The organism is Paraburkholderia dinghuensis (genome assembly GCF_003837865.1).
GTDB lineage: Bacteria > Pseudomonadota > Gammaproteobacteria > Burkholderiales > Burkholderiaceae > Paraburkholderia > Paraburkholderia dinghuensis.
In genome coordinates this window covers 23842-50506 of the sequence record NZ_RQIS01000009.1, presented here as the reverse complement: position 1 = coordinate 50506, position 26665 = coordinate 23842, and the positions used below count along the sequence as shown (strand labels likewise).

Below are 26665 nucleotides of genomic sequence, written 5' to 3'. Positions count from 1 at the left end.
TCGGCACGGGAAACCACTGGAATCCGCCATGTCCTCGCCAATGCACGATCCGCATGCCCGCCGCTATATGCATTGCCTGCCGTTCGGCGCGCAATTGAGTGGCGCGGCGCGCGGGAAGCCGCAAACGCGCTTTCGTTTCTGGGCGCCGTCGTGCCAGGCCGTGCAAGTGGTGTTCGAGACCGCATCCGATGCTGGCGATGGTGGCGCGCCTTTCGCGCCGCTCGACATGACACCCACCGGGAACGGCTGGTTCGAGGCGCAGGCGCCGTGCGGGCCGGGCACGCTCTATCGCTACCGCATCGACGGCGGGCAGGAGGTTCCCGACCCTGCCTCGCGTTTCCAGCCGCAGGGCGTGCACGGTCCAAGCGCCGTGCTGGATCCACGCGCCTATGCGTGGCAGCACGCGCACTGGATGGGGCGGCCGTGGGAAGAGACGGTGATTTACGAACTGCATGTGGGCGCGCTGGGCGGCTATGGCGGCGTGAGCGCACGCCTGCCCGCGCTGGCCGAACTCGGCGTGACGGCAATCGAACTGATGCCGCTGAACGACTATCCGGGCGAGCGCGGCTGGGGCTACGACGGTGTGCTGCTGTACGCCCCGCACGCGGCTTACGGCACGCCCGACGAACTCAAAGGGCTCATCGACACGGCGCACGGACTCGGCCTGCAAGTGTTCATCGACGTGGTTTACAACCATTTCGGCCCGGACGGGAACTGGCTCGGCGAGTATGCGAAGCCGTTCTTCCGCCATGACGTGAAAACGCCGTGGGGCGTCGCGCCCGACTTCGATCGCTTCGAAGTGCGAGACTTCTTCTGCGACAACGCGCTGTACTGGCTCACCGAATACCGCTTCGACGGCCTGCGCATCGATGCCGCGCACGCCATCGGCAACGCGCCCTGGTTGCGCGAACTTTCCGATCATGTGCATGCGCGCATCGAGACCGGCCGTCACGTTCATCTCGTGCTGGAGAACGACCGCAACGCGGCGAATCTGCTGGAGACGCACTTCGACGCCCAATGGAACGACGACGCCCATCACGCGTTGCACGTCCTGCTGACGGGTGAAAACGAGGGCTACTACCGTTCCTATGCAGCGCATCCGATCCGCAAGCTCGCGCGCGTGCTTGCCGAAGGCTTCGCGTACCAGGGGGAAGCGTCGCCCGCGCACGCCGGGCAACCGCGCGGCGAACCGAGCGCGCATCTGCCGACGAGTGCATTCGTGGTGTTCCTGCAGAATCACGACCAGATCGGCAACCGCGCATTCGGCGAGCGGCTGCGCAAGCTCTGCGACGACGACGACGCGTTGCGCGCCGCGACGGCGCTCCAGCTTCTCACGCCGCAAATTCCGCTGCTGTTCATGGACGAGGAGTACGGCTCGACGCAGCCGTTCCAGTACTTCACCGCTTACACGGGCGATCTCGCGGATGCGGTGCGCGAAGGACGCCGGCGCGAGTTCGCAGCGTTCAGCGCGTTCAGCGATCCGGCGCGACGCGAACGGATTCCCGATCCCAACGATGTGAGGACGTTCGCGAACTCGTCGCCGCCGCTCGACACGCGCCAGGACGGCGACAGGCTCGAATGGATGCACTTCTACAAATCGGCGCTTGCGGTGCGCGCGCGTCTCCTGACGCCGCGCCTGCGCCGCGCGAACGCGCTCGGTGCGACCGTCCTCGCCGACGACACCGGCAACGATCTCGCGGCGCTCGTCGCGCGGTGGCGTCTCGACGATGGCGCGATCCTCACGCTCGCGCTCAATCTCGGCCGCGAAGGCGTGCCGCTCAATCACGAGCCCGACGGGATGGTGGTCTTCGAAACGCCTGCCCGCGCGCGCGATCGCATCGACAACGGTGTGCTGCCGGCGCGATCGTGCGTTGCGTGGCTGACCGGCGATGTACCCGACTACGCGATCCATCATGACGCGCGCGTCGTCCATCGCGTGGAGCCGCAAGCATGAGCACGGCGCGCCGCACGGAAACGGTCGCGAGCCTCGCCGAACGCGTGGGCTTCGAGGTGGAATGGATCGATGCCCACGGCAACATGCAGCGCGTGGCGGACAACACGCTTGCAGCGCTGCTCGAATGCGCGGGACTACCGTGCAATAGCGCCACGCAGTTGCGTCAGAGCGCGGCGATGGTCAACGCGGAGCGCTCGGTGCGGCACCTGCCGCCGCTCATCACCGCCGAGTGCGAAAGCGCGATTGCGCTGCCCGTCGCCGCGGTACGTGCGGGCGCCCGCTATCGCATCGACCTCGAAAGCGGCGAGCACATCGAGGGGCGCTTTACCGCGCCCAAAGGCGCCCCCGCACTGCTCGCGCCTCTCACCGAGCCGGGCTATCACACGCTCACGGTGAACGAGCATCAACTGACGCTCGCCGTCGCGCCGCCGCGCTGCCATACCGTCGCCGACGCATGGCGCGCCACCCACGGCGAGCACGCGCGCGTGAGCGCGCTGTGGGGCGTCGCGGCGCAACTCTACGGGCTGCGCCGCAAGGGCGACGGCGGCATCGGCGATTACACCGCGCTCGCGACACTCGCCGCACACAGCGCGAAGCATGGCGCGCAGGCGCTCGCAGTCAGTCCGACGCATGCCATGTTCAGCGCGCAAGCGGGTCACTTCAGCCCGTATTCGCCGTCGTCGCGGCTCTGGCTGAATGTCGCGCATATTGATCCGGCTGCGATGTTCGGTGCGCAGGCGGCCCGCGAAGCGATCGCCGCCGTTCACGCCGAAGCCGCCTGGGACGAACTCGAATCGCTGCCGCTGATCGACTGGAAGCGCGTCGTTCCGCTCAAGCTACAGATTCTGCGCACACTGTTCGAGCGCTTCGACAAGGACGAACGTGCAAGTGGTTCGCCGCGTGCTGCCGCGTTCGAAGCGTTCTGCGCGCACGGTGGCGAATCGCTCGAAGATCACGCGCGCTTCGAGGCGCTGCAGGCTCAGATACTTTGCAGTCCAGACGGTCAGCGTCACTGGCGCGACTGGCCCACCGGCCTGCGCGACCCGCGCAGCCCCGACGTCGAAGCCTTCGCAGCGGAACACCGTCACGAAGTGGATTTCCATCGATTCCTGCAATGGCTCGCGGCCAAAGGCCTCGCGCGCGCGCAACGCGACGCGCGCGAAACGGGTATGTCGATCGGTCTCGTCACCGATCTCGCGGTGGGCTGCGACGGCGCGGGCAGCCATGCGTGGGCGCTGCCGAACGACATGCTGCAGCGAGTGTCGGTGGGCGCGCCGCCCGACATCTTCAACCAGGCCGGCCAAAGCTGGGGCCTCACTACGTTCTCGCCGCGTGCGATGCACAACAACGGCTTTCGCGCGTTCATCGACATGCTGCGCGCCGCGTTCGCGCATTCGGGCGGCGTGCGCATCGACCATATTCTCGGCCTGCGACGGCTGTGGCTCGTGCCAGAAGGCGAAAGCGCGAGGCACGGCGCGTATCTGCGCTATCCGTTCGAGGACCTCGTGCGGCTCATCGCGCTCGAATCGTGGCGCCATCGCGCGATCGTGATCGGCGAGGATCTCGGCGTCGTGCCACCCGGCCTGCGCGAACGGCTCGCGCGGCACGGACTCTACGGCATCCGCGTGCTGTGGTTCGAGCGCGAAGGCGACGCATTCCTCGCGCCGCGGCACTGGGACACGCACGGTATCGCGACGACGTCGACGCACGATCTGCCCACCATCGCGGGCTGGTGGCAAGGGATCGATATCGACTGGCGCAATCGCATCGGCCAGACTCTGCCGCGCGCGGACAAACGCGATCCCGTCGCGCTCGAACACGCGCAGCGCGCGGTCGAACGCACGGCGCTGTGGCACGCGCTGCAGCAAAACGGCTGTGCGCCGCGCAACGCCGCGGAACCGCCACGCAATCATGCGCCTGTGGAAGGCGCGCTTGGCTACGTCGCAGCGAGTGCGAGCCCGCTCGTGATGTGTCCGCTCGAAGACTTGCTCGCGCTCGTGGAGCAACCCAATCTGCCGGGCTCGATCGACGAACACCCGAACTGGCGCCAGCGCCTGCCGCTGCCCGTCGATGCGCTCTACGCCGATCCGGCGTTTGCGGCCCGTATCGATGTCGTCACGCGCGCGCGCGTTGCCGCCACGCAGGGGCCCGCGGTGGGCGAGCCATCCGAACCCGGCGCGCGCGCCGTGACTCCTGCTGTGCCACCCGCTGTTCCCCCCGCAGCGCCGACGCCATGACCATTCCCCGCGCGACGCTGCGACTGCAGCTGCATCAGGGCTTCACATTCGACGACGCGCTCGCGCAGCTCGACTATTTCGTGGCGCTCGGCGTGAGTCATCTGTACACATCGCCGATCACGACGGCGCAGCCTGGATCGACGCACGGTTACGACACCGTCGATTACGGCACGGTGAGCGCGGAGCTCGGTGGCGAAGCGGGTCTGCGCAGACTCGCCGCGAAACTGCACGAGCGCGGCATGGGTCTCATCATCGACATCGTGCCGAACCACATGGGCGTGGGCGGCGCGCACAACGCCTGGTGGCGCGACATTCTCGAATGGGGGCGACACAGCGCCTACGCGCGACACTTCGACGTCGACTGGCACTCACCCGACCCCGCGCTGCGCGGCAAGGTGCTGATGCCGTTTCTCAACGCGCAATATGGCGAAGAACTCGCGGCGGGCCGCATCGAATTGAAGTTCGACGCGCGCGACGCGCGCTTTTACGTCGCGTATGGTCCGCACGCGTGCCCGATCTGCCCGACCGACTACGCGGCGCTGCTCCAATCGACAAACCGTGCCGGTCTCGACGCGCTCGCGGCACCATTCCAGGGTCTTACGACGCAGCCCGACGACCAGCAGCGCGCCACGGACGCCCGCAAGGCACTTCTCGCCTTCGTCGAACGCGACGGCACCGCTCCAATCGACTTCGTACTTGAAGCGTATGCGGGCGCGGACCCGATCGCGCGTGAGCGCCTGCACCGGCTGCTCGAGCGCCAGCATTACCGGCTGGCGTGGTGGCGCACCGCGACCGACGAAGTGAACTGGCGGCGCTTTTTCGACGTGAGCGCACTCGCGGGCGTGCGCGTCGAACGGCACGATGTGTTCGAGGCCGTGCACAAGCTCGTGTTTCGGCTTTACGCCGATGGCGTAATCGACGGCGTGCGCGTCGATCATGTCGACGGACTCGCCGATCCGCGCGAATACTGCGAGCGCCTGCGTCAGCGGCTCGTGCCGTTGCGCGCGGCGCTGCCCTATATCGTCGTCGAAAAGATTCTCGCGCACGGCGAAGCGCTGCGAGACGACTGGCCCGTGCAGGGCACCACCGGCTACGACTTCATGAACGACGTGGGCGCGCTGCTGCACGATCCGGCGGGCGCGGAGCCGCTTGCAGAGATATGGGCTGGCATCGCGGGAACGCGGGCGTCGTTCGCTCAGGTGCAGCTCGATGCGCGGCGCGAAGTGCTGGCCGCGTATCTGTGCGCCGAACTCGACCACGCAGCGCGCGCGCTGCACCGCATTGCGCGCGAGCAGACGGCCACGCGCGACTTCACCTACGCGAGCGTGCATCGCACCGTGGCGCAGCTCGCCCTGCACTTCCCGGTGTATCGCATCTATCCGGCGAATGGGCTGCGCGGGCCGCTCGACAACCGCTATTTCGACATCGCACGCGATGCCGCGCGGCGCGCCCTGCCGCGCGCAAGCCGCGCCGTGCTGGAACAGGTCGATGCGTGGCTAGGTGGCCGGACGCCGGACGCCGACGCGCAGGCCGCGAACAACAAGGCAACGCGAGCGGTGCGTGACGCGCAAAGCACTGCACAAACCGGCGTACAAAACGGCCCGCCCAACGCGCCGCTCAGCCACGCGCTCATCGCGCAGCGCACGGCACTGGCGCTCTTCTCGCAGCTCACGGCGCCGCTAGCGGCGAAGGCCGCCGAAGACACGGCGTACTACCGCTATGGCCGCCTGCTGTCGCGCAACGAAGTGGGCTCCGACCCCGACGATTTCGCGCGTAGCGTCGATGACTTTCACGCGGCGAATCGGGAGCGTCAGCGGCGCTTTCCCCACGCGCTGCTCACCACCGCGACACACGACCACAAACGTGGCGAGGATACGCGCGCGCGCCTCGCTGTATTGAGCGAGCTGCCCACGGAATGGGGTGCTGCATTGCGGGCATGGTCGACGTTGAACCAGCCGCACCGCCGCAACGACGTCGTGGCCGCCGTCAATGCAGGAGACTGGGCGCCGGGCCCCATGGCCGAGGCGATGCTATATCAGACACTCGTCGGCTGCTGGCCGACCGATCTCGATCCCGGCGACGAAGCGGGTGTTCGCGCGCTCGCCGAGCGGGTCGCGCAATGGCAACTGAAAGCACTTCGGGAAGCGAAACAGCGCACGAACTGGCTGGCCCCCGATGAATCTTATGAATCGGACTGCCAGGCATTTTTGTTCGATATCCTGGCGCCGCAACGGCGCGACGGCTTCCTGGACGCGCTCGCTGGCTTCGTCGCGCGCGTCGCGCCTGCTGGCGCGCTCAACGCGTTGCTGCAGACGACGCTGCGCCTTACATCGCCGGGCGTGCCCGATCTGTACCAGGGCACCGAACTGTGGGATTTCAGCCTCGTCGAGCCGGATAACCGGCGGCCGGTCGACCACGCGTTGCGCGCGGCGGCACTCGATGACGCGCCACCCGCCGCAAAACTGCCGCACTGGCGCGACGCGCAGGTGAAACTCGCCATCGTTCGCCGGCTGCTCGCGCTGCGCTCGCGCTCGCCGGAACTGCTGCGCGAAGGCAGCTATCTGCCGCTCGAAGTGCGCGGCGCACTCGCGCAACACGCCATCGCGTTCGCACGTCGGCAAGGTGATGCCTGTGCCGTGATTGTCGGCACGCGACTGGCGGCAACGCTCATCGAAGGGCAAGCGCCGCTCGTCGCGTCAGCGCGTTGGGGCGATACGGCGATCGTGTTGCCGAACGGCTGGAACGTGCCGCAATGGCACGACTGGCTCAGCGATGCAGTCAGGACCGCGGACGGCGAAAACACGCTGCCCCTGCGCGACGTGCTCGCGGCGATGCCGGTCGCGGTGCTGTCGAACCTCGCGCGAGCGCATGCATGAGGGCCATCAAGGCCGCGCCCGGCGCTCAGCCGCCTTCGTCTTCGAGATCCTGCGGATAGATTCGCACGAGCACGATGCGCGGCCCTTTCATCTTCTTCACGACGATATCGAAGTGCTCGAACGAGACGCGCTGGCCTTCGGACGGCAAATCGTTGAGCGCGTGAATCACGAGACCGCCCACCGATTCGGCGCGGCCTTCGTCGATGTCGATCCCAAGCATCTGCTCCAGCGACACCACGGGCAAACTCCCGCGGCCCATCAGCGTGCCGTCGTCCATCCGCGTCCAGCCGCCGGTGCCGCCTTGATGGAACTCGTCGCGAATCTGGCCCACCAGCGCGCCGAGCATGTTGTCGAGCGTGAGAAAGCCAGTGGGCCGCGCGCCCTTGCGCCCCACCAGCGCGAAATGCGGCGCACCCTTGCGAAAGCGCCGGAACAGCACGAGAGCGGGTGTTTCGGGCAGCACGTACTGCACGGGCCGCGCAAACTTGCCGAGATCGTCGAGCGCGTGGCCGGCCTCGCGCGCGAGCAGCACGTCCTTCAGGTGAACGAGCCCCGCGATGCGTTCGCCCGTGGCGTCCTCGAAGAGCGGATAGCGGCTGAAGCGGTGCCGCGCGATGATCTGCATGTTCTCGTGCAGCGGCAGGTCGCGCCGCAGGCCGACCATCTCGCGCGCGGGCCGCATCAGATCGGAGACGGTCATGCGCGAGAAGTCGAGCGAATGCGCGAGCGTGTTCCATTCGTCCGCGCTGTACGCATTCGCGGCGGCGGGCTGGGGCACGGCGGCTCCGGCGGCGGCGCGGCGGCGGCGCAGGATCAGCTTCAGTTCTTCCGTTGAATACTGGGCATCGGAGCCGTGGTCGGACGAAAGGCCCGCGAGGCGCAACACCGCGTTCGCGCTCGTGTTGAGCGTCCAGATCGCCGGGTACATGGCCCAGTAAAAGCCGTAGAGCGGTGCGGCGGTCCACAGCGAAATCTTTTCGGCTTGACGGATCGCGAGCGACTTCGGCGCCAGTTCCCCCACGACGATGTGCAGGAACGAGATCGCCGTGAACGCGAACGCGAGCGAAATGCTGTGAATCAGCCTCGCGGACTGCACCCCGAGCAGTTCGAACAGCGGCGCGAGCAACTGCGCGAAGGCGGGCTCGCCGATCCAGCCGAGGCCGAGCGACGCGAGCGTAATGCCGAGCTGACACGCGGAGAGATAGGCGTCGAGCTGGCCGTGCACCTTCGCGAGCAGTCTGCCGCGCAGGCCGTGCTTCGTCGCGAGACTCTGCACGCGCGTCTGCCGTAGTTTGACGAGGCCGAATTCGGCGGCCACGAAGAATCCGTTGAGGGCGACCAGCAACAGTGCGCCGACGAGGGCAAAAACCTGAATCAAGACGGGAGGCTCCGGTAAAGCGAAGCGGTCAGTATAAGCGGCGAAAGGCCGATGAAAGCAATACCGCGGACGACCCCATGCTGTCTGGCGCGTCTGAATGCGCTCACGGCGAACGAGCGGGCATGACGCGTTTGCGTGTCACGCGCGCCTTCGCGCGTCACGCGGGCGCGAGCGGCAGCGTCAATACGAGCGCCGTGGTCTCGCCTTCGGTCAGCGGCTGCTGTTCGAAGTGGCCGCCGTGCGCCTCGGCCACGCGCTGGCACAGTGACAGCACCCACGCCGCACGCCCCACTTCCAGCGGTTCGCGCGCCTGCGCACGCGCGAACGGTTCGAGCAGATGCGGTAACGCCTCGTCGGTCAGCGCCTGCGGTGCAGCCGTCCACTTCACGTCGAAATGGGCCGAAGCGGCCGTCGCGCTCACGTCGAGCGTCGCGCCCCCGTCGTGCGCACTCGACTCCACCGCAAACATCAGCATGAGCCAGAGCGCCTGCACGATCCGTTCGCGGTCGCCGTCGACCGTGGCGCCCGTCGGCGTGCACTGGACGGTCAACGTCACGGCGCGCGCGTCTGCGAGCGCCACACGTACGTCGTCTGTCGCTTCGTCGATCAACGCGTCGAGCGCGAATGGCGCACGGTCGATGCGCAGCGTGCGCGTCTCGACACGCGTCTTGTCGACCAGGGCTTCGAGCAGTTGCACCTGCTGCTCGACACCTGTGCGAATTCCGCCCAGCGCACGCTGCGCTGTCGCGTCCACGGCATCGATCTTGCGTTCGAGCACGTATGCCCAGCTATGAATAGCGTTGAGCGGACTGCGCAGGTCATGCGACACGCGCGACAGCACGTGATCGCGCATGAAAAGTGCGGTCTCCGCGCACAGCCGCGCAATGCGTTCGGATCTTGTATCGGGAGTTGGCGCCATCGGTGTCCTCTTCTGCGCTCGTGGCGGGTATTTCTGCGGATACTTCTGATTAGCACCCGGCGTGCCGGGTCAGTGGGCAATTATAGGTAGACGCTAAATCGCCCGTACTGGGCGCGCTTCGCCCGCGTGCAGACCGTACAAAACCCCTACAATAGCGTTTTTTCCTTCCGATCCAGGAGTCTTTCATGTCTGACGCGAACAAGGCGGTGACCACCGCATCCGGCCTCAAATACGAGGACCTGACCGAAGGCACCGGCGCCGAAGCGCGTGCGGGCCAGACCGTCAGCGTGCACTACACCGGCTGGCTCACGGACGGCCAGAAGTTCGATTCGAGCAAGGACCGCAACGATCCGTTCGCCTTCGTGCTGGGCGGCGGCATGGTCATCAAGGGCTGGGACGAAGGCGTGCAGGGCATGAAAGTGGGCGGCGTGCGCCGTCTCACGATCCCGCCGCAACTCGGCTACGGCGTACGCGGCGCGGGCGGCGTGATTCCACCGAACGCCACGCTGGTGTTCGAAGTGGAACTGCTCGACGTCTAAGGCCTCGCGCGCTCGCCTCACGGTCATTTTCCGTCATGAATCCGCATCACCACGCACCCGTCACTGCGCCCGGCGTCGAACTGCGCCGCTACGGCGCAGTCGAGGAGACCGATCTGCATGATTTTCACCAGATCGTGCTCGGGTTCGACGGTGCGATGGAGATGACGGTCGACGGCGTCGGCGAGCGCATCGACTGTTACTCCGCCTGGCTGATTCCCGCCGGCGCCCGGCACGACTACGCGGGCATCGGCGAGAACCGCCAGCTCGTGGTCGATCTGCCCGCCGCGTCGCTCGCCGTGCCCGAGCGGCTCTTCGATGCGGCACGCGCCGTGCGCATCGATCCCGCGCTCACGCAACTCGTGCAGCAGATCGCGCAACGCGCCGCACAAGCGACGCCGCCGGACGCAAGCGCAGACGCGCGCGCGCGGCGTTTTCACTGGGACGCATCCGCGCGACTGTGCGCCGCCTTCATCGCGCAAACCGGCATCGCGGGCAGCACATCGTCCGATGCTGCCGCAGGTCTCGACTTCGCGCGCATCGACCGCTGGCTGCGCGCACATCTCGCCGAGCCGTTGCGCATCGCGGATCTCGCCACGCATTGCGGTTTCGGCATGCGGCGCTTTCATCAGCTTTTCATCGAGGCTTTCGGCGAAACGCCGCATCGCTATCTGCAGCGGCTGCGCCTCGATACGGCTATCACGCTGCTCGCGGATCCGCGCCGCACACTCGTGGACGTTGCGCTCGAAGTGGGGTTTGGCGACCAGAGCGCGTTCACGCACGCTTTTACACGCCGCTTTGGGCTCGCGCCGGGGCAATGGCGGGCGTTGCCGGATCACGCGCACTGCTGACGCGTCACTCCGGTTCGCCGTTGGTTGAAGGGTTCAGGCAATCGCACGATTCGCCAATTGCGAATCAAGTCGACGCTGCATCGAGCGATTTCAGCATCTTCCACACGATGAGCTTATGCGCCGGCGCGACTGGCAGCATGTACAGCTTTCCGAAGGCGTTATACGTTTCCACAGAGGCCGTGATGTGACACCATCGCGCAGCCGGATCGGACGGTGAAGATGTCATGTCGATCGATATCATGACGGCGAGATGCGTGTCTCTCGAAGTCAGAACGAGCTGATCGTCCGCGACCGCCTCGACCGTGAAAAAATCGAGCCGCTCTCCGACAGCCGGCGCGGAACGCGGCCTCGCCCCTTTAAAGCCGCGAATCGTCTGCACACCGAACAGGCTGGAAATCTTGTCCCGCACGAGAAAGGCCACCTGAAGCGGAACCGATGGACGCGCAGTCGACGCGCAGTACGCCTCGAAGGCAGTCATGTTCCGGGTCAACCGCCGACAAGCCGTATGCAGATAGTTCAAACGCTCCGGCTCGGCAACGAGGCGTGCGCCCGAGGGAAGTTCCAGACTCGCGGGTTTGCTGTTCATGCCTGCACCTGCTGATACGCGTGTACGTCGAACGTGTGGACGTGCCTCACGAATTCACCGCCGTGACGCCCGACGCTCATTCGTCGAAACGCCACTCCCACTCCGCCGGCGCCCCCACGGCCACCTGCTCGCCCGCACCTGACACGACCGTCGCGTTCACACCGAACGTGAGGCCCCCGTTCACGCGCGGGTCTGCGCGAAACGTCATCAGCGTATCGAGCGGCTCGGCGGGCCACTGTGCGTCGCGCTCGCCCGTGAGCTGATCGATCGTCGTGACCTGGCAACGATCGCACGGCTTCGCGAAACGCAGCACCACGTCTGTCCCGTCGATCGACATCGTTTCGACGAAGTCCTCGTCGAACGCCTCCTCGCCATCCACCACGATGTTCGGCCTGAAGCGCGTCATCGGCACCGGCGGCGCACCCTTTGCGGCGAGCCGCGCGTTGAGGTCCGCGAGCGATGCCTCGTTCGTCACGAGCAGCGGGAAGGCATCCGCGAAATGGGTTGGAACGTCCTCGTCATTCGTCCACTTCCTGTTCGCATATCGCGTGGCGTCAGGTGCGAATCGCACGATCCGCAACGGCACGCCCACCGCCTTCGTGATCCACTGAGCGGCTTCGTCGCCCTCGTCGAAAGCGTCGACCGTGTCATTCCAGACCGTCGCGCGCACGCGGCGCTCGTCGCCTCGCGGCTCGAAGGGCAGCACGAGCGACGACGCCATGCCATCAGTCGAAAGACGCACACCGCCTTTGACGAACGCGCACACAACACGCGCCAGCGCCGCGTTCTGGCGCTGCGTGACGAGCTGGCCTGTCTCGTCCACCACCATCCAGTTGCGGTCCCACTTCAGTCCCTCGGCGAGGAGTTGTGCCTGATCGAGTGCGATGCCACCGAGCGATTTGACGGGATAGACGAACAACGCGCGAATGACGGCCATGACGGTCAACCTGTGAGATGAAGAAAAACGGGCCGCTTCGAACGGCCCGAACTGCGAACTGCAAGGATACTACGCAAACCGAACTACAAAGCGGACGCTCAGGCCGCCGCGTCGAGTCCGCGCGCGAGATCGCTTCGAATGTCCTGCGCGTTCTCGAGCCCCACCGCGAGGCGGATCAGTCCTTCGGTGATGCCCGCCGCCGCGCGCGCTTCCGGCGTAATGCGGCCGTGCGTGGTCGTCGCGGGGTGCGTGATCGTCGTGCGCGTATCGCCGAGATTGCCCGTGATCGAGCAGACCTTCGTGTTGTCGATGACACGCCAGGCGTTCTCACGCTGCTTTTCGGGCGTATCGCCCTTCAGCTCGAACGAGACGATTGCGCCGCCCGCCTTCTGCTGACGCATCGCGAGCGCATGTTGCGGATGCGATTCGAGGCCCGGATAGAACACGCGCTTGACGGCCGGATGCGCTTCGAGCCAGCGTGCGATTTCCAGCGCGTTCGCCGACTGCTTCTCGACGCGCAACGACAGCGTCTCCATGCCCTTGAGCAGCACCCACGCGTTGAACGCGGAGAGCGTCGGTCCCGCGCTGCGCACGAACGGGAACACCTTCCCCATGATGAATTCCTTCGAGCCCACGAGCGCGCCGCCGAGCACGCGGCCCTGGCCGTCGAGGAACTTGGTGGCCGAATGCATCACGACGTCCGCGCCGAGCTTGAGCGGCTGCTGCAGCGCCGGGCTGCAGAAGCAGTTGTCGACCACGAAGAGCGCGTTCGCGGCCTTCGCGATCTTGCTGATTGCTTCGATGTCCGACACTTCGGTGAGCGGGTTCGACGGCGTTTCGAGGAAAAACATCTTCGTTTCGGGACGCACGGCGTTCTTCCACGCATCGAGATCGCTGGGATCGACGAAGGTGGTCGTGATGCCGAATTTGACGAAGATCTGCGAGAACATGCCGACCGTCGAGCCGAAGATGCTCTGCGAGCTGACGATATGGTCGCCCGCCTGCAGGGCGGCCATCACGACCGAGAGGATCGCGGACATGCCCGAGGCCGTCGCCATGCACGCCTCGCCGCCTTCGAGCGCGGCGAGCCGGTCCTGGAACATCGTCACGGTCGGGTTCGTGAAGCGCGCATACGTGTACGCGGTCTCGGCGTTCTTGAAGCGTTCGGCCGCCTCGGCGGCGCTCGAAAAACAGAAGCTCGATGTGAGGAAGATCGCTTCCGAATGTTCGTTGAACTCGCTGCGCAACGTGCCCGAGCGCACGGCGAGCGTATCGAAGTTGAGGGTGTCGTCCATGTTCGCGTGGTTTCCTGTTCGTTTCACGTTCAATGGCCGTCCGGTCGCGAGACCGTCGGGCGCAAATCAGGCAAAAGCCGGGCGCAAAAAAGCCCGCTTTGCGTCGGCAGAAGCGGGCTTTCGGGTGTTCGGGGCAGCAGCGCAGCGTATCGGAAATCGGGCGATTGCGGTTCGATTTCTTCCGATTCCTTCCGCCGCTTTCGTCCGTTTCGCTTTAGCTGTTTTGGGTTGCCCCGCGTCCGCAAGCTGAGATCAAATCGACGCAAGCGCTCATGCTAACACGGGCAAGCGCGCTGCGCACGCGTCACTCCACCGAGAGTTGCAGATGCAGTTGCGAACGCGTCATGCCGCCGTCCAGCGCTTCGCTCGCCGCGTCGCGGTCCGACTGGGCCTGCGGTGCGAGGCGCGCGCTCTCGATGTTGTCGAGATACGCAGTGGTGATATCGCCGGTGATGTAATCGCCATCGAAGCACGAAGCCTCGAAGCGCTTGATCTCCGGATTGATGTCGCGCACTGCCTGCTTGAGCGCGTCCACGTCCTGATACACGAGGTGATCCGCGCCGATGATGCGCGCCACTTCCTCATCCGTGCGGCCGTGTGCGACGAGTTCGCCGCGTGTCGGCATATCGATGCCGTACACATTCGGGAATTTCACGGGCGGCGCCGCCGAAGCGAAGATCACCTTGGTCGCGCCCGCGTCGCGCGCCATCTGCACGATTTCATGCGAGGTCGTGCCGCGCACGATCGAATCGTCGATGATCAGCACGTTCTTGCCCTTGAACTCGATGCCCATGGCATTGAGCTTCTGGCGCACCGATTTCTTGCGCATGGCCTGGCCGGGCATGATAAAGGTGCGACCCACATAACGGTTCTTGAAGAAGCCTTCGCGGTATTCCACGCCGAGCTTCGCCGCCACCTGCATCGCAGCGGGGCGCGACGAATCAGGAATCGGCATCACGACGTCGATCTTCACGCCGGGCAGCTCGCGCTTGATCTTCTCGGCGAGATAGTCGCCCATGCGCAGACGCGCGTTATAGACCGGCACGCCGTCGAGCACGGAGTCCGGACGCGCGAGGTACACGAGTTCGAAGATGCAGGGATTGAGGCTCGGCGACACCGCGCACTGCTGCGCGTGGAAATTGCCTTCGAAGTCGATGAACACCGCCTCGCCCGGCGCCACGTCGCGCACGAATTCGAAGCCGATGCCCTCCAGCGCCACGGATTCCGACGCCAGCAACCACTCGGTGCCTTCGGGCGTCTCGAGCTTGCCGATGCACAGCGGACGGATGCCGAACGGGTCGCGGAACGCGAGCAAGCCGCAGCCGGAAATCAGCGAAACGACCGCGTACGAGCCGCGCACGCGCCGGTGCACGCCCGACACGGCCTTGAAGAGCGCCGCGGCATCGAGTTCGAGGCCCGTGGTGGCCGTCTGCACTTCGTGCGCGAGCACGTTGAGCAGCACTTCGGTGTCGGAGTGGGTATTGATGTGCCGGCGGTCGATCCGGAACATCTCATCCTTGAGTTGCGGAACGTTCGTGATGTTGCCGTTGTGCGCGAGGATGATGCCGAACGGCGCATTCACGTAGAACGGCTGGGCTTCCTCTTCGCTCGACGCCGATCCGGCGGTCGGGTAGCGCACCTGGCCGATGCCGCTGTTGCCCGGCAGGCTGCGCATGTTGCGGGTGCGGAACACGTCGCGCACCATGCCGTTGGCCTTGTGCATGTGGAACGTGCTGCCGTTCGCGGTGGCGATGCCGGCCGCGTCCTGACCGCGGTGCTGGAGCAACAGCAGCGCGTCATAGAGGAGCTGGTTGACGGGAGAGCGGGAAACTACGCCTACGATGCCGCACATGGCAGGTCCTTCAAAAAAGCGAAATCGATAGCGGCGGATGGCAAGTGCCGGTCCTGTGCCGCAAAGGTGCTGGGCTGCTGCGCCGGGGCGCCATCGTCACACCACGTTACATGACGTTAAACGTGGACGTATGAAGCGAGCGTCTCGGGCAACATGGGTTTCAGTTCGCGCACGCCCTGCTTCGCATAGGGCAAGAGCAGTGCATCGCGCCAGAATTCCTGCTGGGGCAGCTCGGTCAGTCCGCCAAGGACAACCAGAATCAGCACCAGCACGACGCCTCGCACGAGCCCGAACATCAATCCGAGCGACCGGTCCACGCCGGACAGTCCGCTCACCTGCACCAGCCGGCCAAGCAGCGCGTTGACCATACCGGCAACAAAAACGACGCCGATCACGATCAGCACGAACGCAAGCAGCCACTGCGTCAGGGTACCGCCCGGCCAGTGTGCCGGCATCCACGGCACCACGTGTTCCACGTAGCGGCACGCCACCAGAAACGCGGCGACCCAGCCTATCAATCCAAAGACTTCGCCGATGAATCCGCGCCACGCCCCGCGCAGCGCCGACACAGCGATTACCGCCATTACAGCGTAGTCGAATGCAGTGAGCATACGCGGGTTATTCCGCCGCGCCGTTGGAACCGGCCATCAGCCCTGCACCGCGCACCTTCGCGATTGCTTCCGAGGCCGCTGCGCGATCCGCAAACGGGCCTGCGCGCAAAAGCGTGCGCGTCGAGCCGTCGGCCTGTTTACGCTGCTCGGTATATGCGGGTACGCCGGCTGCTTTCAACTTCGTCACCCAGTTGCGCGCGGTCGCCTCATTGGAGAACGCGCCCAGTTGCACTGCGTAGCGCGCACCCGGCGGCGTCGCCGGCGCGGTGGAACCGGGAGCGGCGATCGTGTTGTCCGCGCTCGAGACACCCTTCTGGCCCTGTGGGCTGGACTGGCTCGTCGCATCAGCGTGCGCATTGCGCGAAGCAACTGCCGCTGCCGCAGTATTGGCCGACGGCTGCGCGGGAGGCTTGCTCGTGGGCGAAGGCTGCGGCTGAGATTGGGTCTGCGCGGTTTGCGTCGTCTTGCCCGACGTCGCCGAAGCGGCTGTGGCAGGCGTGCTAACCGAGTTCTGCGCGGATTGCGTCGGCGCGGCTGGTGCAGCCGAAGCGATTGCCGACGCGCCAGGCACCGCCGCCGCTGAGAGGTCCGACGCGCCAGGATTATCCGGCGCGACGCCGGCCTGGGTGTCCGCGGCGTCGTCGCGAGCCGCGGGTCCACCAGCGGTCGCGGACGGACGGCTGGGGATATCGATGGCGATGTCGTCGGTGACGGGCCTCGGATGCGAATCGAGCACCATCGGCAGAATCACGATGGCCGCCACCACCAGCGCAATCGCGCCGACGAGGCGCCGCCGCGCACGCTGCTTTTCAGGCAGGGTGGGATCGAGGAGCATCGCTTCGGCGTCGCTCGACCGGTCGGGCCGGCGGCTTCGCCGCTCCACACGCGTGCCCTGGCTGCTACGCCGTTCCGAGCCCGCTTCGGCACCACGCCGTCGCGGCGCCGTGTCGTCTTTCTTGCCGAACGAGAAAAGTCCCATGTATGGCTGCGCGTTTGGCCTGGTTTTGGCCGAATATCTGCGTGGCGGCGTGCAGGATGCCGTGCGTTCAGTGCTGCCAAGACCGCTGTTTTTTACTGCGGTCTTTTTAACTGTGTTTCAACTTTCGCCAGGCCATCACGCCAGCGACCGTCAAGAAACTTCCGAAAACGATAATTCTATCATTTTCGCCTGCGCGTTTTAGCGCATCTTCAAACGCGGCGGCAGGCGATTCGTAGCGCGTCACGCTGCTGTCGGGGCCGTCCTCAACGCCCGCCGCGCGCAGCGCAGCTTCAAGCTCCACGGCCGATGCCGCACGCGTGCCCGGCAGGTCGGTGACGCACCAGTGGTCGATCTCGCCCGAGATGTTGTGCAGCACGCCCGCAATGTCCTTGTCGCGCATCGCGCCGAACACCGCGTAAGTGTAAGGAAAGTAGCCCATGCTGCCGAGATTTTGCGCCAGCACGGCCGCCGCATGCGGATTGTGGCCGACGTCGAGAATCACGGCAGGCTTGCCCGGCAGCACCTGGAAGCGGCCCGGCAGTTCGACGTTCGCAATGCCGAGGCGGATGTCCTGCGCCGAGACCGGCACGCGGTCGCGCATGGCTTCGAGCGCCGCGAGCGCCGCCGACGTGTTGATCAACTGGTTCGCGCCGCGCAGTGCGGGATACGCGAGCGCGGGGCGGCGCTGCGCGCGGCCCGCGTAGGTCCACTGCTGGCGCTCGCTGCCCGCCTGCCCTTCATAGCGGAAATCGCGGCCGAACAGCCACAGATCGGCGCCGATGGCCTCGGCATGGTCGACGAGCGTCTTCGGCGGCATCGGATCGGCGCAGATCGCTGGCTTGCCTGGCCGGAAGATACCGGCCTTTTCGAAGGCGATCTTCTCACGCGTGTCGCCGAGGTACTCGGTGTGGTCAATGTCGATGCTCGTGACGATCGCACAGTCGGTGTCGAGCACATTCACGGCGTCCAGCCGGCCGCCGAGACCCACTTCGAAGATGACGGCGTCGAGCGCGCGCGAGGCGAACAGGTGCATGATCGCGAGCGTCGTGAATTCGAAGTACGTCAGCGTGACCGGCTGCGCGAGCGAGAGACGAGCCGCTTCGACGGCCTCGAAATGCGGTAGCAGGTCGGCGTCGCTGACCTGCTCGCCGCCGACGCGCGCGCGCTCGTTGAACGAAAGCAGATGCGGCGACGTATGGCAGCCGACGCGATAGCCGGCCTTCAGCAGGATCGTTTCGAGAATCGCGCAGGTCGAGCCTTTCCCGTTCGTGCCACCGACCGTGAATATCGGGCACTCGAACTTCAGTTGCAGCGCGTCTTTGACCTGCCGGATCCTGCCGAGCCCCATGTCGATGCCGACCGGATGCGCTGTTTCAAGGTGCGTGAGCCACGCGTCGAGGGAGGGAAAGGTACTCATCGAATGATTCGTAGCATGCGGCGCGCGGACGAGGCGCGAGGCGCCGGGCGTGTGCGCCGGTCATGTGAAATGTCCGCTGCAAATACGGCATTATCGCGGAAATGACAACGCGCCGCAGCTTTACGCTGGCGGCGCGCGGGGGAATGCGGTCTGCGCCGCGTCGGCGGCGCGATGTCGCGAGGGCCACCGGTTCGCACCGGCAGGCCCACGGCTTCAGGCCACCGCGTCGGCGGGTTGGCGCGAGAGGATCGCAATGAGCTGCGCGAGTTCTTCGCGCAGCTTGCGGCGGTCGACGATCATATCGACCGCGCCCTTCTGCAGCAGGAACTCCGCGCGCTGGAAGCCTTCCGGCAGCTTCTCGCGCACGGTCTGCTCGATCACGCGCGGGCCGGCGAAGCCGATCAGCGCCTTCGGCTCGGCGATCACGACGTCACCGAGGAACGCGAAGCTCGCCGATACACCGCCCATCGTCGGATCGGTCAGCACGGAGATGAACGGCAGCTTGGCCTCGGAGAGCTTCGTCAGCATCGCCGTGGTCTTGGCCATCTGCATGAGCGAGAGCAGGCTTTCCTGCATGCGCGCACCGCCCGAGGCCGTGAAGCAGATGAACGGCACCTGCTGCTCCAGCGCGTTCTGCGCGCCGCGCGCAAAGCGCTCGCCCACCACCGAGCCCATCGAACCGCCCATGAACGAGAACTCGAAGCACGCCACCACGACCGGCAGCGTGTGGATCGCGCCACCCATCACGACCATGGCATCGGTTTCGCCGGTGTCGTCCATCGCTTCCTTGATGCGATCCGGGTACTTGCGGCTGTCCTTGAACTTGAGGGCGTCGACCGGAACGATCTCCTGGCCGATCTCGTAGCGACCTTCCGCATCCAGCAGGCCGTCAAGCCGCTCGCGCGCGCCGATACGCATGTGGTGATCGCACTTCGGGCAGACGTGGAGATTCGCCTCGACGTCGTTGCGGTACAGCACCGCTTCGCATTGAGGGCACTTGATCCACAGCCCTTCCGGAATGCTCTTGCGGCTTTTCGGATCGGTTTGCTTGATCTTCGGCGGCAGCAGTTTGTCGAGCCAGCTCATTTAGTTTCCTTCCTTGACCTTCGCGATGTCTTCATGCGCGCGCGGCGCGGGCGGACGCCGAATCCGGCAATATTGACCGGGTTCTGACCCCGACCGCGCATGGCGAAAAGTGGATTTTACCGCAGGTGTTACCGGTTGCCGCCAGCCGGTGTGTCAATCGCGGCACGAATGCCCGCGACAAACTGCGTGAGGGTAAGCGCTGCGGCTTCCGGCGGCGTTTGCTCAAGCAGTTGCACGATACGGCTGCCGATCACGACGGCATCGCTCACAGCAGCGACGGCGGCGGCGGTCTGCGCATCACGGATGCCGAACCCGACACCGACCGGCAGCGGTACGCGCGACTTGATCGCCGGCATTTTACTCGCGATGCTCGCGACGTCCAGATTGGCGGCGCCCGTCACGCCCTTGAGCGACACGTAGTAGACATAGCCGCTCGCGGCGCGGCCGACTTCGGCGATGCGCTCGTCGGTGGAGGTAGGCGCAAGCAGGAAAATCGGATCGATGGCGGCCGCTTTCATCTTCGCGGCGAAATCCAGCGATTCTTCCGGCGGATAGTCGACGACCAGCACGCCATCGACGCCCGCATCCTTGGCCGCGACGGCAAACGCCTCGGCACCCATGCGCTCGATCGGGTTCGCGTAGCCCATCAACACGACCGGCGTTTTGTCGTTGGTCTCGCGGAATCGCCTGACGTCGGCGAGGACGCTCTTCAACGAGACACCTTTTTCAAGCGCCCGCTCCGAGGCCTGCTGGATCACGGGGCCGTCGGCCATCGGGTCCGAGAACGGCACGCCGAGTTCGATCACGTCCGCGCCGCCGGCGGCGAGCGCGTGCATGAATTCGACGGTGCGCGCGGGATCGGGATCGCCGGCGGTCATGAACGGAATAAGGCCTTTCTTGCGCTGGGCGGCCAGCGCTTCGAACGTGCTTTTGATACGGGACATGGCAGGGTCCTCTAAATTTGGAACGTCACTGCGTGCGGATGGCGGCGGCGCCTCAGGCGCCCGCCGCGACACCCTGGACGGCGGACGCCGGCGCGGCAGCTGCCGCGCTCACGCGTTCGCGCGCGATCGCGCAGTAACTTTCGTTGATTTCATAGCCGACGAATTCGCGGTTCTGGCGTGCGCAGGCGACTGCCGTGGTGCCGCTGCCCATGAACGGGTCCAGCACGCGACCACCCGGCGGGCAGCTCGCGAGCACCATGCGCTCGACGATTTCCAGGGGCTTCTGGGTCGGGTGATCGACGCGCTCCGCGTGCTGCCGGTGCAGACGTGAAACCGACCAGACGTCCTTGGGGTTGTAGCCGAGCTCCAGCCACCTGCTGCCTTCGAATATTTTCCGCGAACGCGCCTTCTTCGTGACGGCATCGTACGGGATGCGGACGGGATCGAGATCGAAGTAGTAATTCTTCGACACCGCGAAAAAACCGATGTTGTCGTGCACCGACGTGAAACGGCGCGTCGTGCCGCCCATGCTCGGCACGCGCCGGTCCCAGACGATCTCGTTGATCATCGTGAGCTTCGACTTCAGGAAGACGAAGATTTCCGGCGCGTACTGCCAGGTGCAGAACACATAGAGCGAACCGCTCGGCTTGAGCTTGGGAATAGCCAGATCGAGCCACTCACGCGTCCAGGCGAGGAAGTCCTCGCCCGAGCGCATGTCGGAGTCGTTGCCGTAGTCCTTGCCGAGCCCATACGGCGGGTCGGCCACGATCAGGTCGATCGAGGCGTCGGGTACGTTCGCTGCATCGGTCAGAAAATCGCGGTTCAAGAGCCGGATGTTGTCCGGCACCGTGGCGACCGCGCCCGGCGCGGAGGCCTTCGCAGGCCGTGCGCGGGGCGTATCTGCGGCAACCTGTTCGGCCACTTCAGCCGCAAGGTCGCTCACGGGGGCCGGGGCTTGCGGCTCGTCGAACTCGTCACGCATCGTGCGGGCGCTCAGAACTGAATGCCCGATCGCTCAGCGACCGTGTGCATGTCCTTGTCGCCCCGGCCCGACAGGTTCACCAGAAGGATCTTGTCCTTCGGCAACGTGGGCGCGAGCTTCGCCGCGTACGCGAGCGCATGGCTCGATTCGAGCGCGGGAATGATGCCTTCGATGCGGCAGCAGTCGTGGAACGCCTTGAGCGCTTCCTCGTCGTCGATCGTCACGTACTGCGCGCGGCCACTGTCCTTGAGCCACGCGTGCTCCGGACCGACACCCGGATAGTCGAGGCCCGCCGATACCGAATGCGTCTCGATGATCTGGCCGTTCTCGTCCTGCAGCAGATAGGTGCGATTGCCATGCAGCACACCCACGGTACCCGCCGTGAGCGAGGCGGCGTGGCGCCCCGTCTCCATGCCGTCGCCGGCCGGTTCGACGCCGATCAACTGCACGGAACTATCGTCGATATACGGGTAGAAGATGCCCATCGCGTTCGAGCCGCCGCCCACGCACGCGATCACGGCATCGGGCTGACGGCCTGTCATCTCGGGCATCTGAACACGGCATTCGTCGCCGATCACGCGCTGGAAGTCGCGCACCATCATCGGGTACGGGTGCGGGCCCGCCACGGTGCCGATGATGTAGAACGTGTTCTCGACGTTGGTGACCCAGTCGCGCATGGCTTCGTTGAGCGCATCCTTGAGCGTGCGCGAGCCCGACTCCACCGGCACGACCTTCGCGCCGAGCAGCTTCATGCGATACATGTTCGCGGCCTGGCGGCGCACGTCCTCAGCACCCATGTAGACCACGCACTCCATGCCGAAGCGCGCGGCGATCGTTGCGGTGGCGACGCCGTGCTGGCCCGCGCCGGTTTCGGCGATCACGCGCGGCTTGCCCATGCGCTTGGCGAGCAAGGCCTGGCCGATCACGTTGTTGATCTTGTGCGCGCCGGTGTGGTTCAGGTCTTCACGCTTCAGATAGATCTGCGCGCCGCCGACCATTTCGCTCCAGCGCGCCGCGTGATAGATCGGTGACGGCCTGCCGACGAAATGCGTCAGCTCGCGCTGATATTCGGCGACGAAGTCGGGATCGTCCTTGTATTTCGCGTAGGCGTCGCGCAGCTCGTCGATCGCCTGCATGAGGGTTTCGGCAGCAAAGATGCCGCCATATGGGCCAAAGTGGCCCCGTTCATCGGGTAAGTTGTACATAAGTCACTCGCTCGGCCCGCCTCGGAGTGTCCTGCGTTGCGCAGGACGGGCGTCGGCCATTGGGTTCATCCCGCGTCCGCTTCGCGCACTGCGCGCACGAACGCCGCCATGCGGGCGTGATCCTTCACGCCCCGCGCGCCCGGGACCTCGATGCCACTGGAGACATCGACGGCATACGGACGCACCTGGCGAATCGCATCACCGACGTTTTGCGCGTTCAAGCCACCACTCAAAACGGCCCGACGCGCGAGCCCTGCGGGAATAAGTGACCAATCGAAGACCTTTCCACTGCCGCCGTAACCGTCGACATGTGTGTCGAACAGCAGGCCGCTTGCTGATGAATAACTATTCGCCGATTCTACCAAATCGGCCTCGCGAGTATCCGCCGCTACCCGTAACGCACGCAACCAGGGCAAACCGGCAACGGCGGCAAGTGCCTCGCACTGACTGGGCGTTTCGTCGCCGTGGAACTGCAGCAGCGTGAGCGAGACATTGCTCGCCACCTCACCGATCCACTGCGGCGTGGCGTTCACGAAGAGTCCCACGACCGAAACGAACGGAGGAATGTCGCGGGTGAGTTCAACCGCCTGCGCAACGCTCACCGATCGCGGGCTCGGCGGATAGAACACGAGACCGATCGCGTCGGCGCCCAGATCGATGGCGTGCGCAATCGCCTCAGGCGACGACAGGCCGCACAGTTTGATGCGGGTGCGGTGCACGGCGGATTGATCGGCTGAAGTCATGACTGAGGAAGCGGATTGCCCTTGCGATGGTTCTGATAGTGCGCCGTGGTGTGTGTCAGGCGGCGATGTTTGAGTCGTCGGACCAGATCGCGCTCCACGGTACGCTGGCCGTATGCGGCGCGGGTACCAGGAACTCGTCAGGATAGCCTACTTGAGCAAGGTAGAGGCCATCGGGCATGAAAGTCGGCGCGGCCTTCGTGCGGTCGAGGCCCGCCAGCACCTCGGCCATCCACGACACCGGATAGCGTCCACGCCCCACTGCCACGAGGCAGCCCATCAGGTTGCGGACCATGTGGTGCAGGAACGCATTGGCGCGAAAACGGAAGTGAATGAAGTCGCCCTGAGGCCGGATGTCGATCTGGTACAGGTGCTTGACCGGCGTCTTCGACTGGCATTCCGACGAGCGGAACGCCGAAAAATCGTGCTCGCCGATCAGGTATGCAGCGGCCTCGCGCATGGCGTCGACATCGAGCGGGGTGTGGATCCAGCCCGCGCGGCCCGCCAGCATCGGCGAGCGCACCGCGTTGACGTACAGCACGTAGTAATACGTGCGCTCGAACGCGGAAAAGCGTGCGTGGAACGCCTCGGGCATCGGTTGCGCCCACTGCACGGCCACCGTGTGCGGCAGGAACGCGTTGGTCCCGCGCACCCACGAAAACGGTGTGCGGTCCAGCCCGGTATCGAAATGGACGACCTGACCGAGGCCGTGAACGCCCGTATCCGTACGCCCTGCCACGACGGTCTGCAGCGGCACGCAGGCGAACTCGCGCAGGGCCCGCTCGAGTTCGTCCTGCACCGTCTTGCCGTGCGGCTGCGACTGCCAGCCGCAAAACGCGGCCCCGTCGTACTGGATTCCTAGCGCGATACGCATACGGATTGCGGTGCCTCGATCACGACAGCGGCGCGAGCGTCGACAACAGCGTCTGCGCGTCTGCGCGGGTAGCAGGATCGTTCGACTCGATCACCTCGTTGATCAGCGCGCGTGCGCCGCCAAGATCGCCCAGCCCGATGTACTCGTGCGCCAGTTCGAGCTTGTTGCGCGCGATCCGCGCCAGTTGCTCCGGCGTGAAGACCGGTAACGGCTCGGCGGAATCGGGCGGCAGGTTGAGGTCGAAATCGAGTGTCAGCGCGCCGAAGCGCGGTGCTCCGAGGCCCGCAGTCGCGCCCGGCCCTGCCGTGCCCGCCGCGAAGGTTTCGGCCACACGCGGCGCCGATGGTTCGGACAAAGGCACCGCCTGCGCTGCGGTCGTCTCGGGTGACGCCACCGGCTGCGTGGAGAGTGGCGCACTCTGCGCGATCGGCTCAACCACGCGCGGCGGCAATGTCATGTCGATACCACCGAGCGCATTGATGGCATCTTGCGGGAACTCGCCCGGCATTTCGGCCTTTTTCGCGACTTCGGCTTCTACTTGTGCGGCAGCGGTCGCCGGCTCTTCGACATGAGCCGGTTGCGGCTCTGCAGCCTGCGGTGCAAGTGCTTCCGGTTCGGGCGTGACGTGCGGTACAGCGCTTTCGGGTTCGGCATGAACCGGCGCATCGTTCCCGCGAGCCGCTTCAGCTTCGTGCTGGCCCGGCACCGGCTCCAGTTCAGCTTCGCGTGCCAGTTTCCCGGCTTCGCCCTCCGTGCGCTGCACTTGCGCAGGCTCCGGCGGCAGCGCCGGGGCACCCAGTTCCGCCGCAGCCGCGAAGCTGGCCGCCTCGCTCGCGTCGGCGAGCGTTTCGGGCTCACCCCGTTCGACGCCACGCGCCGTCACGCCTTGTTCCACGCGATCATGTCGTACAGCGGAGCCGCTGTGCGTCAGTTCATCCGACGGTGCATCGAATTGCGCCGGCGGCAAAGCTTCGCCGCCCAGCGTCGCAGCGGCAGCAAGGCCCGCCGCCCGCGTCGCTTGATCGAGAATTTCGTCTCGTTGCGCCGGAGCAGACACAGCAGCGGCCGTCGCCGGCACAGCGGTTGCACGGGGCTCGACAGCAGGTGTCTCGACTGCGCGCAGCGGCGTGTCGAGAACCGGCGGCTCGACTTGCTCGGGCGCCGCTTCGGCCGCCGTCTTTGCGGGCTTTTTGCGTTTGCGCAGCAGCAGACCGAAAATCAGCACGAGCATTGCGGCGACGATCGCCGCCGCAATGCTCATCGTCAGCGGCGACAACTCAAACTGACCGCCCGTTGCGCGAGACCCCGCAGCGCCTCCCGGAACGTTCGCGCCCGGTGCACCGGCCACAGTCGCCGATTTACCGCCGCCGTTGGCTGGCCCCTGCGACGACTGACCAATGCCGTGCTTCTGCAACGCCATGAGCACGCGGTTCTTCAGCGCGAGCAATTGCTGGAGACTGGACACAGTCACGGGCACCTTTGCGGCCGATGCACCCTGCGCCAGCGCGCCCGATGCCGCACCGCCCGCCGGTGCCGCCTGAACCGCACCGCTCCACACGTGGGCATCGCTGGGCGACGTAGCCGCGGCAGGCTGACTCGCCACTGCGCTGGCCGAGGCTGCCGAGGCCGCAAGTGCCGCCGCCTGCGCCGCCGCGTCAACGGCTGCCGCGCTCGCACCGCTTGCTGCTGCAGGGACGCTTGCCGCAACGGCGGCGCTAGCCGTAGCACCGACGGTCGCAGAAGGTGCGGACGCAGGAGAAGGCGCGGTGGATGGTGCAATGGCGCTCGCTGTTGCAGCTGCAACAGTGGCGGGACTCGCCGCAGTAACAGGGGAAGCGCCCTGCGCAGCCGCCTTGGCAGGCGCACCCTGCGCAGCCACCGTGCCCGGCGCGCTCGCCGCAGCCGGCGCTGAGGCCGCAGTCACCTTCGCAGCCGCCGACGCAGGCGCTGGTGCCGCCGCGTGCGGCGCGCTTACCACGACACCCGGCACACCAGGCACGTCGAGCACGGCGCCGATCTTCAACCGGCTAGGATCGTGCTTGGTGAACGCGGTCGGATTCGCTTCAAAGAGCGCCCGGCTAACGTGCGCAAGCACGTATTTGTCGTTGGACTGCGTAAGTTCGGCAGCGATGTCGTGCAGCGACTGGCCAGGCTTGACGGCATACTGGCCGACGACAGGAAAGGCCGGCGCCTCCGCCGAGGCGGCTGTCGGCGCTTTGCCGCCCTGCGCGCTGGCAACGCCGCTCAACGCAAAAAACACCGCAGCGATGGCAGCGTGTGCTGCCCGCCGCTTCATGGCAACGGGTACAGAATCAAATCGAACGATCATCAGATGTCCTGGCATACCGCTTACGCGGCTGTCGACGAATCGGGTACGGGCTGCAGGATGAAAAACCGGTCGCGCGG

At 66.1% G+C, this 26665-nt stretch carries 22 protein-coding genes; 6 read left to right on the top strand and 16 right to left on the bottom strand.

Annotation, left to right across the window (positions count from 1 at the left end; all coding sequences use genetic code 11):
• Positions 1-28 precede the first annotated feature (28 nt).
• From treZ to treY, 3 genes are read left to right on the top strand one after another with little or no spacing between them, the layout of a single operon-like run.
• Complete coding sequence (gene treZ, locus D1Y85_RS13660) at positions 29-1954, top strand: malto-oligosyltrehalose trehalohydrolase (RefSeq protein WP_124151603.1); 1926 nt, start codon at positions 29-31, stop codon at positions 1952-1954.
• On the top strand, positions 1951-4191 hold the full coding sequence (gene malQ / locus D1Y85_RS13655) for a 4-alpha-glucanotransferase (RefSeq protein ID WP_124151602.1): 2241 nt from the start codon (positions 1951-1953) through the stop codon (positions 4189-4191). The genes treZ and malQ overlap by 4 nt, the downstream gene beginning before the upstream one ends.
• Positions 4188-7067: a malto-oligosyltrehalose synthase gene (gene treY / locus D1Y85_RS13650; RefSeq protein WP_124151601.1), complete on the top strand. Its 2880-nt coding sequence runs from the start codon at positions 4188-4190 to the stop codon at positions 7065-7067. The genes malQ and treY overlap by 4 nt, the downstream gene beginning before the upstream one ends.
• 25 nt (positions 7068-7092) lie before the next feature.
• Here treY and D1Y85_RS13645 read toward each other — a convergent pair whose 3' ends face one another.
• Both D1Y85_RS13645 and D1Y85_RS13640 read right to left on the bottom strand, forming a co-directional pair.
• Entirely contained in the window at positions 7093-8445 is a 1353-nt protein-coding gene (locus tag D1Y85_RS13645) for a hemolysin family protein (protein ID WP_124151600.1), read from the bottom strand.
• Positions 8446-8602: 157 nt separating this feature from the next.
• The gene (locus D1Y85_RS13640) at positions 8603-9364 is read right to left on the bottom strand and encodes a sensor histidine kinase (protein ID WP_124151599.1); all 762 of its coding nucleotides are present in this window, start codon (positions 9362-9364) and stop codon (positions 8603-8605) included.
• A gap of 185 nt (positions 9365-9549) precedes the next feature.
• Between D1Y85_RS13640 and D1Y85_RS13635 the strand changes: the two genes are divergently transcribed.
• Both D1Y85_RS13635 and D1Y85_RS13630 read left to right on the top strand, forming a co-directional pair.
• Positions 9550-9903 carry an FKBP-type peptidyl-prolyl cis-trans isomerase gene (locus D1Y85_RS13635; RefSeq protein WP_124151598.1) on the top strand — a complete coding sequence of 118 codons (354 nt, stop codon included), beginning with the start codon at positions 9550-9552 and terminating at the stop codon, positions 9901-9903.
• A gap of 35 nt (positions 9904-9938) precedes the next feature.
• Entirely contained in the window at positions 9939-10751 is an 813-nt protein-coding gene (locus D1Y85_RS13630) for an AraC family transcriptional regulator (protein ID WP_124151597.1), read from the top strand.
• A 64-nt stretch (positions 10752-10815) separates the two neighbouring features.
• Here the strand turns inward: D1Y85_RS13630 and D1Y85_RS13625 are convergent, their stop codons facing one another.
• From D1Y85_RS13625 to D1Y85_RS13615, 3 genes are all read right to left on the bottom strand, one after another.
• Positions 10816-11337 (bottom strand): DUF2867 domain-containing protein, encoded by a 522-nt coding sequence (locus D1Y85_RS13625; RefSeq protein ID WP_124151596.1) that lies wholly within the window; start codon positions 11335-11337, stop codon positions 10816-10818.
• A gap of 76 nt (positions 11338-11413) precedes the next feature.
• Complete coding sequence (locus D1Y85_RS13620; RefSeq protein WP_124151595.1) at positions 11414-12274, bottom strand: MOSC domain-containing protein; 861 nt, start codon at positions 12272-12274, stop codon at positions 11414-11416.
• Positions 12275-12372: 98 nt separating this feature from the next.
• Positions 12373-13569 (bottom strand): O-succinylhomoserine sulfhydrylase, encoded by a 1197-nt coding sequence (locus D1Y85_RS13615; protein WP_124151594.1) that lies wholly within the window; start codon positions 13567-13569, stop codon positions 12373-12375.
• Between D1Y85_RS13615 and D1Y85_RS27035 the strand changes: the two genes are divergently transcribed.
• Positions 13568-13819, top strand: a complete 252-nt coding sequence (locus D1Y85_RS27035) for a hypothetical protein (RefSeq protein ID WP_185218978.1) — start codon at positions 13568-13570, stop codon at positions 13817-13819. The genes D1Y85_RS13615 and D1Y85_RS27035 overlap by 2 nt on opposite strands.
• A 54-nt stretch (positions 13820-13873) precedes the next feature.
• Here D1Y85_RS27035 and purF read toward each other — a convergent pair whose 3' ends face one another.
• The 11 genes from purF to D1Y85_RS13560 all read right to left on the bottom strand — a co-directional run bounded on the left by purF (position 13874) and on the right by D1Y85_RS13560 (position 26588).
• Entirely contained in the window at positions 13874-15421 is a 1548-nt protein-coding gene (gene purF / locus D1Y85_RS13610; protein WP_124151593.1) for an amidophosphoribosyltransferase, read from the bottom strand.
• 116 nt (positions 15422-15537) lie between these two features.
• Complete coding sequence (locus D1Y85_RS13605; protein ID WP_124151592.1) at positions 15538-16032, bottom strand: CvpA family protein; 495 nt, start codon at positions 16030-16032, stop codon at positions 15538-15540.
• Between the two features lie 7 nt (positions 16033-16039).
• The gene (locus D1Y85_RS13600; RefSeq protein ID WP_124151591.1) at positions 16040-17011 is read right to left on the bottom strand and encodes an SPOR domain-containing protein; all 972 of its coding nucleotides are present in this window, start codon (positions 17009-17011) and stop codon (positions 16040-16042) included.
• 106 nt (positions 17012-17117) lie between these two features.
• Complete coding sequence (gene folC / locus D1Y85_RS13595; protein WP_124151590.1) at positions 17118-18428, bottom strand: bifunctional tetrahydrofolate synthase/dihydrofolate synthase; 1311 nt, start codon at positions 18426-18428, stop codon at positions 17118-17120.
• Between the two features lie 213 nt (positions 18429-18641).
• Positions 18642-19514 carry an acetyl-CoA carboxylase, carboxyltransferase subunit beta gene (accD, locus tag D1Y85_RS13590; RefSeq protein WP_124151589.1) on the bottom strand — a complete coding sequence of 291 codons (873 nt, stop codon included), beginning with the start codon at positions 19512-19514 and terminating at the stop codon, positions 18642-18644.
• Between the two features lie 128 nt (positions 19515-19642).
• Positions 19643-20458, bottom strand: a complete 816-nt coding sequence (gene trpA / locus D1Y85_RS13585; protein ID WP_124151588.1) for a tryptophan synthase subunit alpha — start codon at positions 20456-20458, stop codon at positions 19643-19645.
• Positions 20459-20510: 52 nt separating this feature from the next.
• On the bottom strand, positions 20511-21440 hold the full coding sequence (locus D1Y85_RS13580; RefSeq protein WP_124151587.1) for a DNA-methyltransferase: 930 nt from the start codon (positions 21438-21440) through the stop codon (positions 20511-20513).
• Between the two features lie 11 nt (positions 21441-21451).
• The gene (trpB, locus tag D1Y85_RS13575) at positions 21452-22645 is read right to left on the bottom strand and encodes a tryptophan synthase subunit beta (RefSeq protein ID WP_124151586.1); all 1194 of its coding nucleotides are present in this window, start codon (positions 22643-22645) and stop codon (positions 21452-21454) included.
• A gap of 65 nt (positions 22646-22710) precedes the next feature.
• Positions 22711-23388, bottom strand: a complete 678-nt coding sequence (locus D1Y85_RS13570; protein ID WP_124151585.1) for a phosphoribosylanthranilate isomerase — start codon at positions 23386-23388, stop codon at positions 22711-22713.
• Positions 23389-23443: 55 nt separating this feature from the next.
• Complete coding sequence (gene truA / locus D1Y85_RS13565; protein ID WP_124151584.1) at positions 23444-24259, bottom strand: tRNA pseudouridine(38-40) synthase TruA; 816 nt, start codon at positions 24257-24259, stop codon at positions 23444-23446.
• 19 nt (positions 24260-24278) lie between these two features.
• The gene (locus D1Y85_RS13560) at positions 24279-26588 is read right to left on the bottom strand and encodes a FimV C-terminal domain-containing protein (protein WP_124151583.1); all 2310 of its coding nucleotides are present in this window, start codon (positions 26586-26588) and stop codon (positions 24279-24281) included.
• Between the last annotated feature and the right edge of the window lie 77 nt (positions 26589-26665).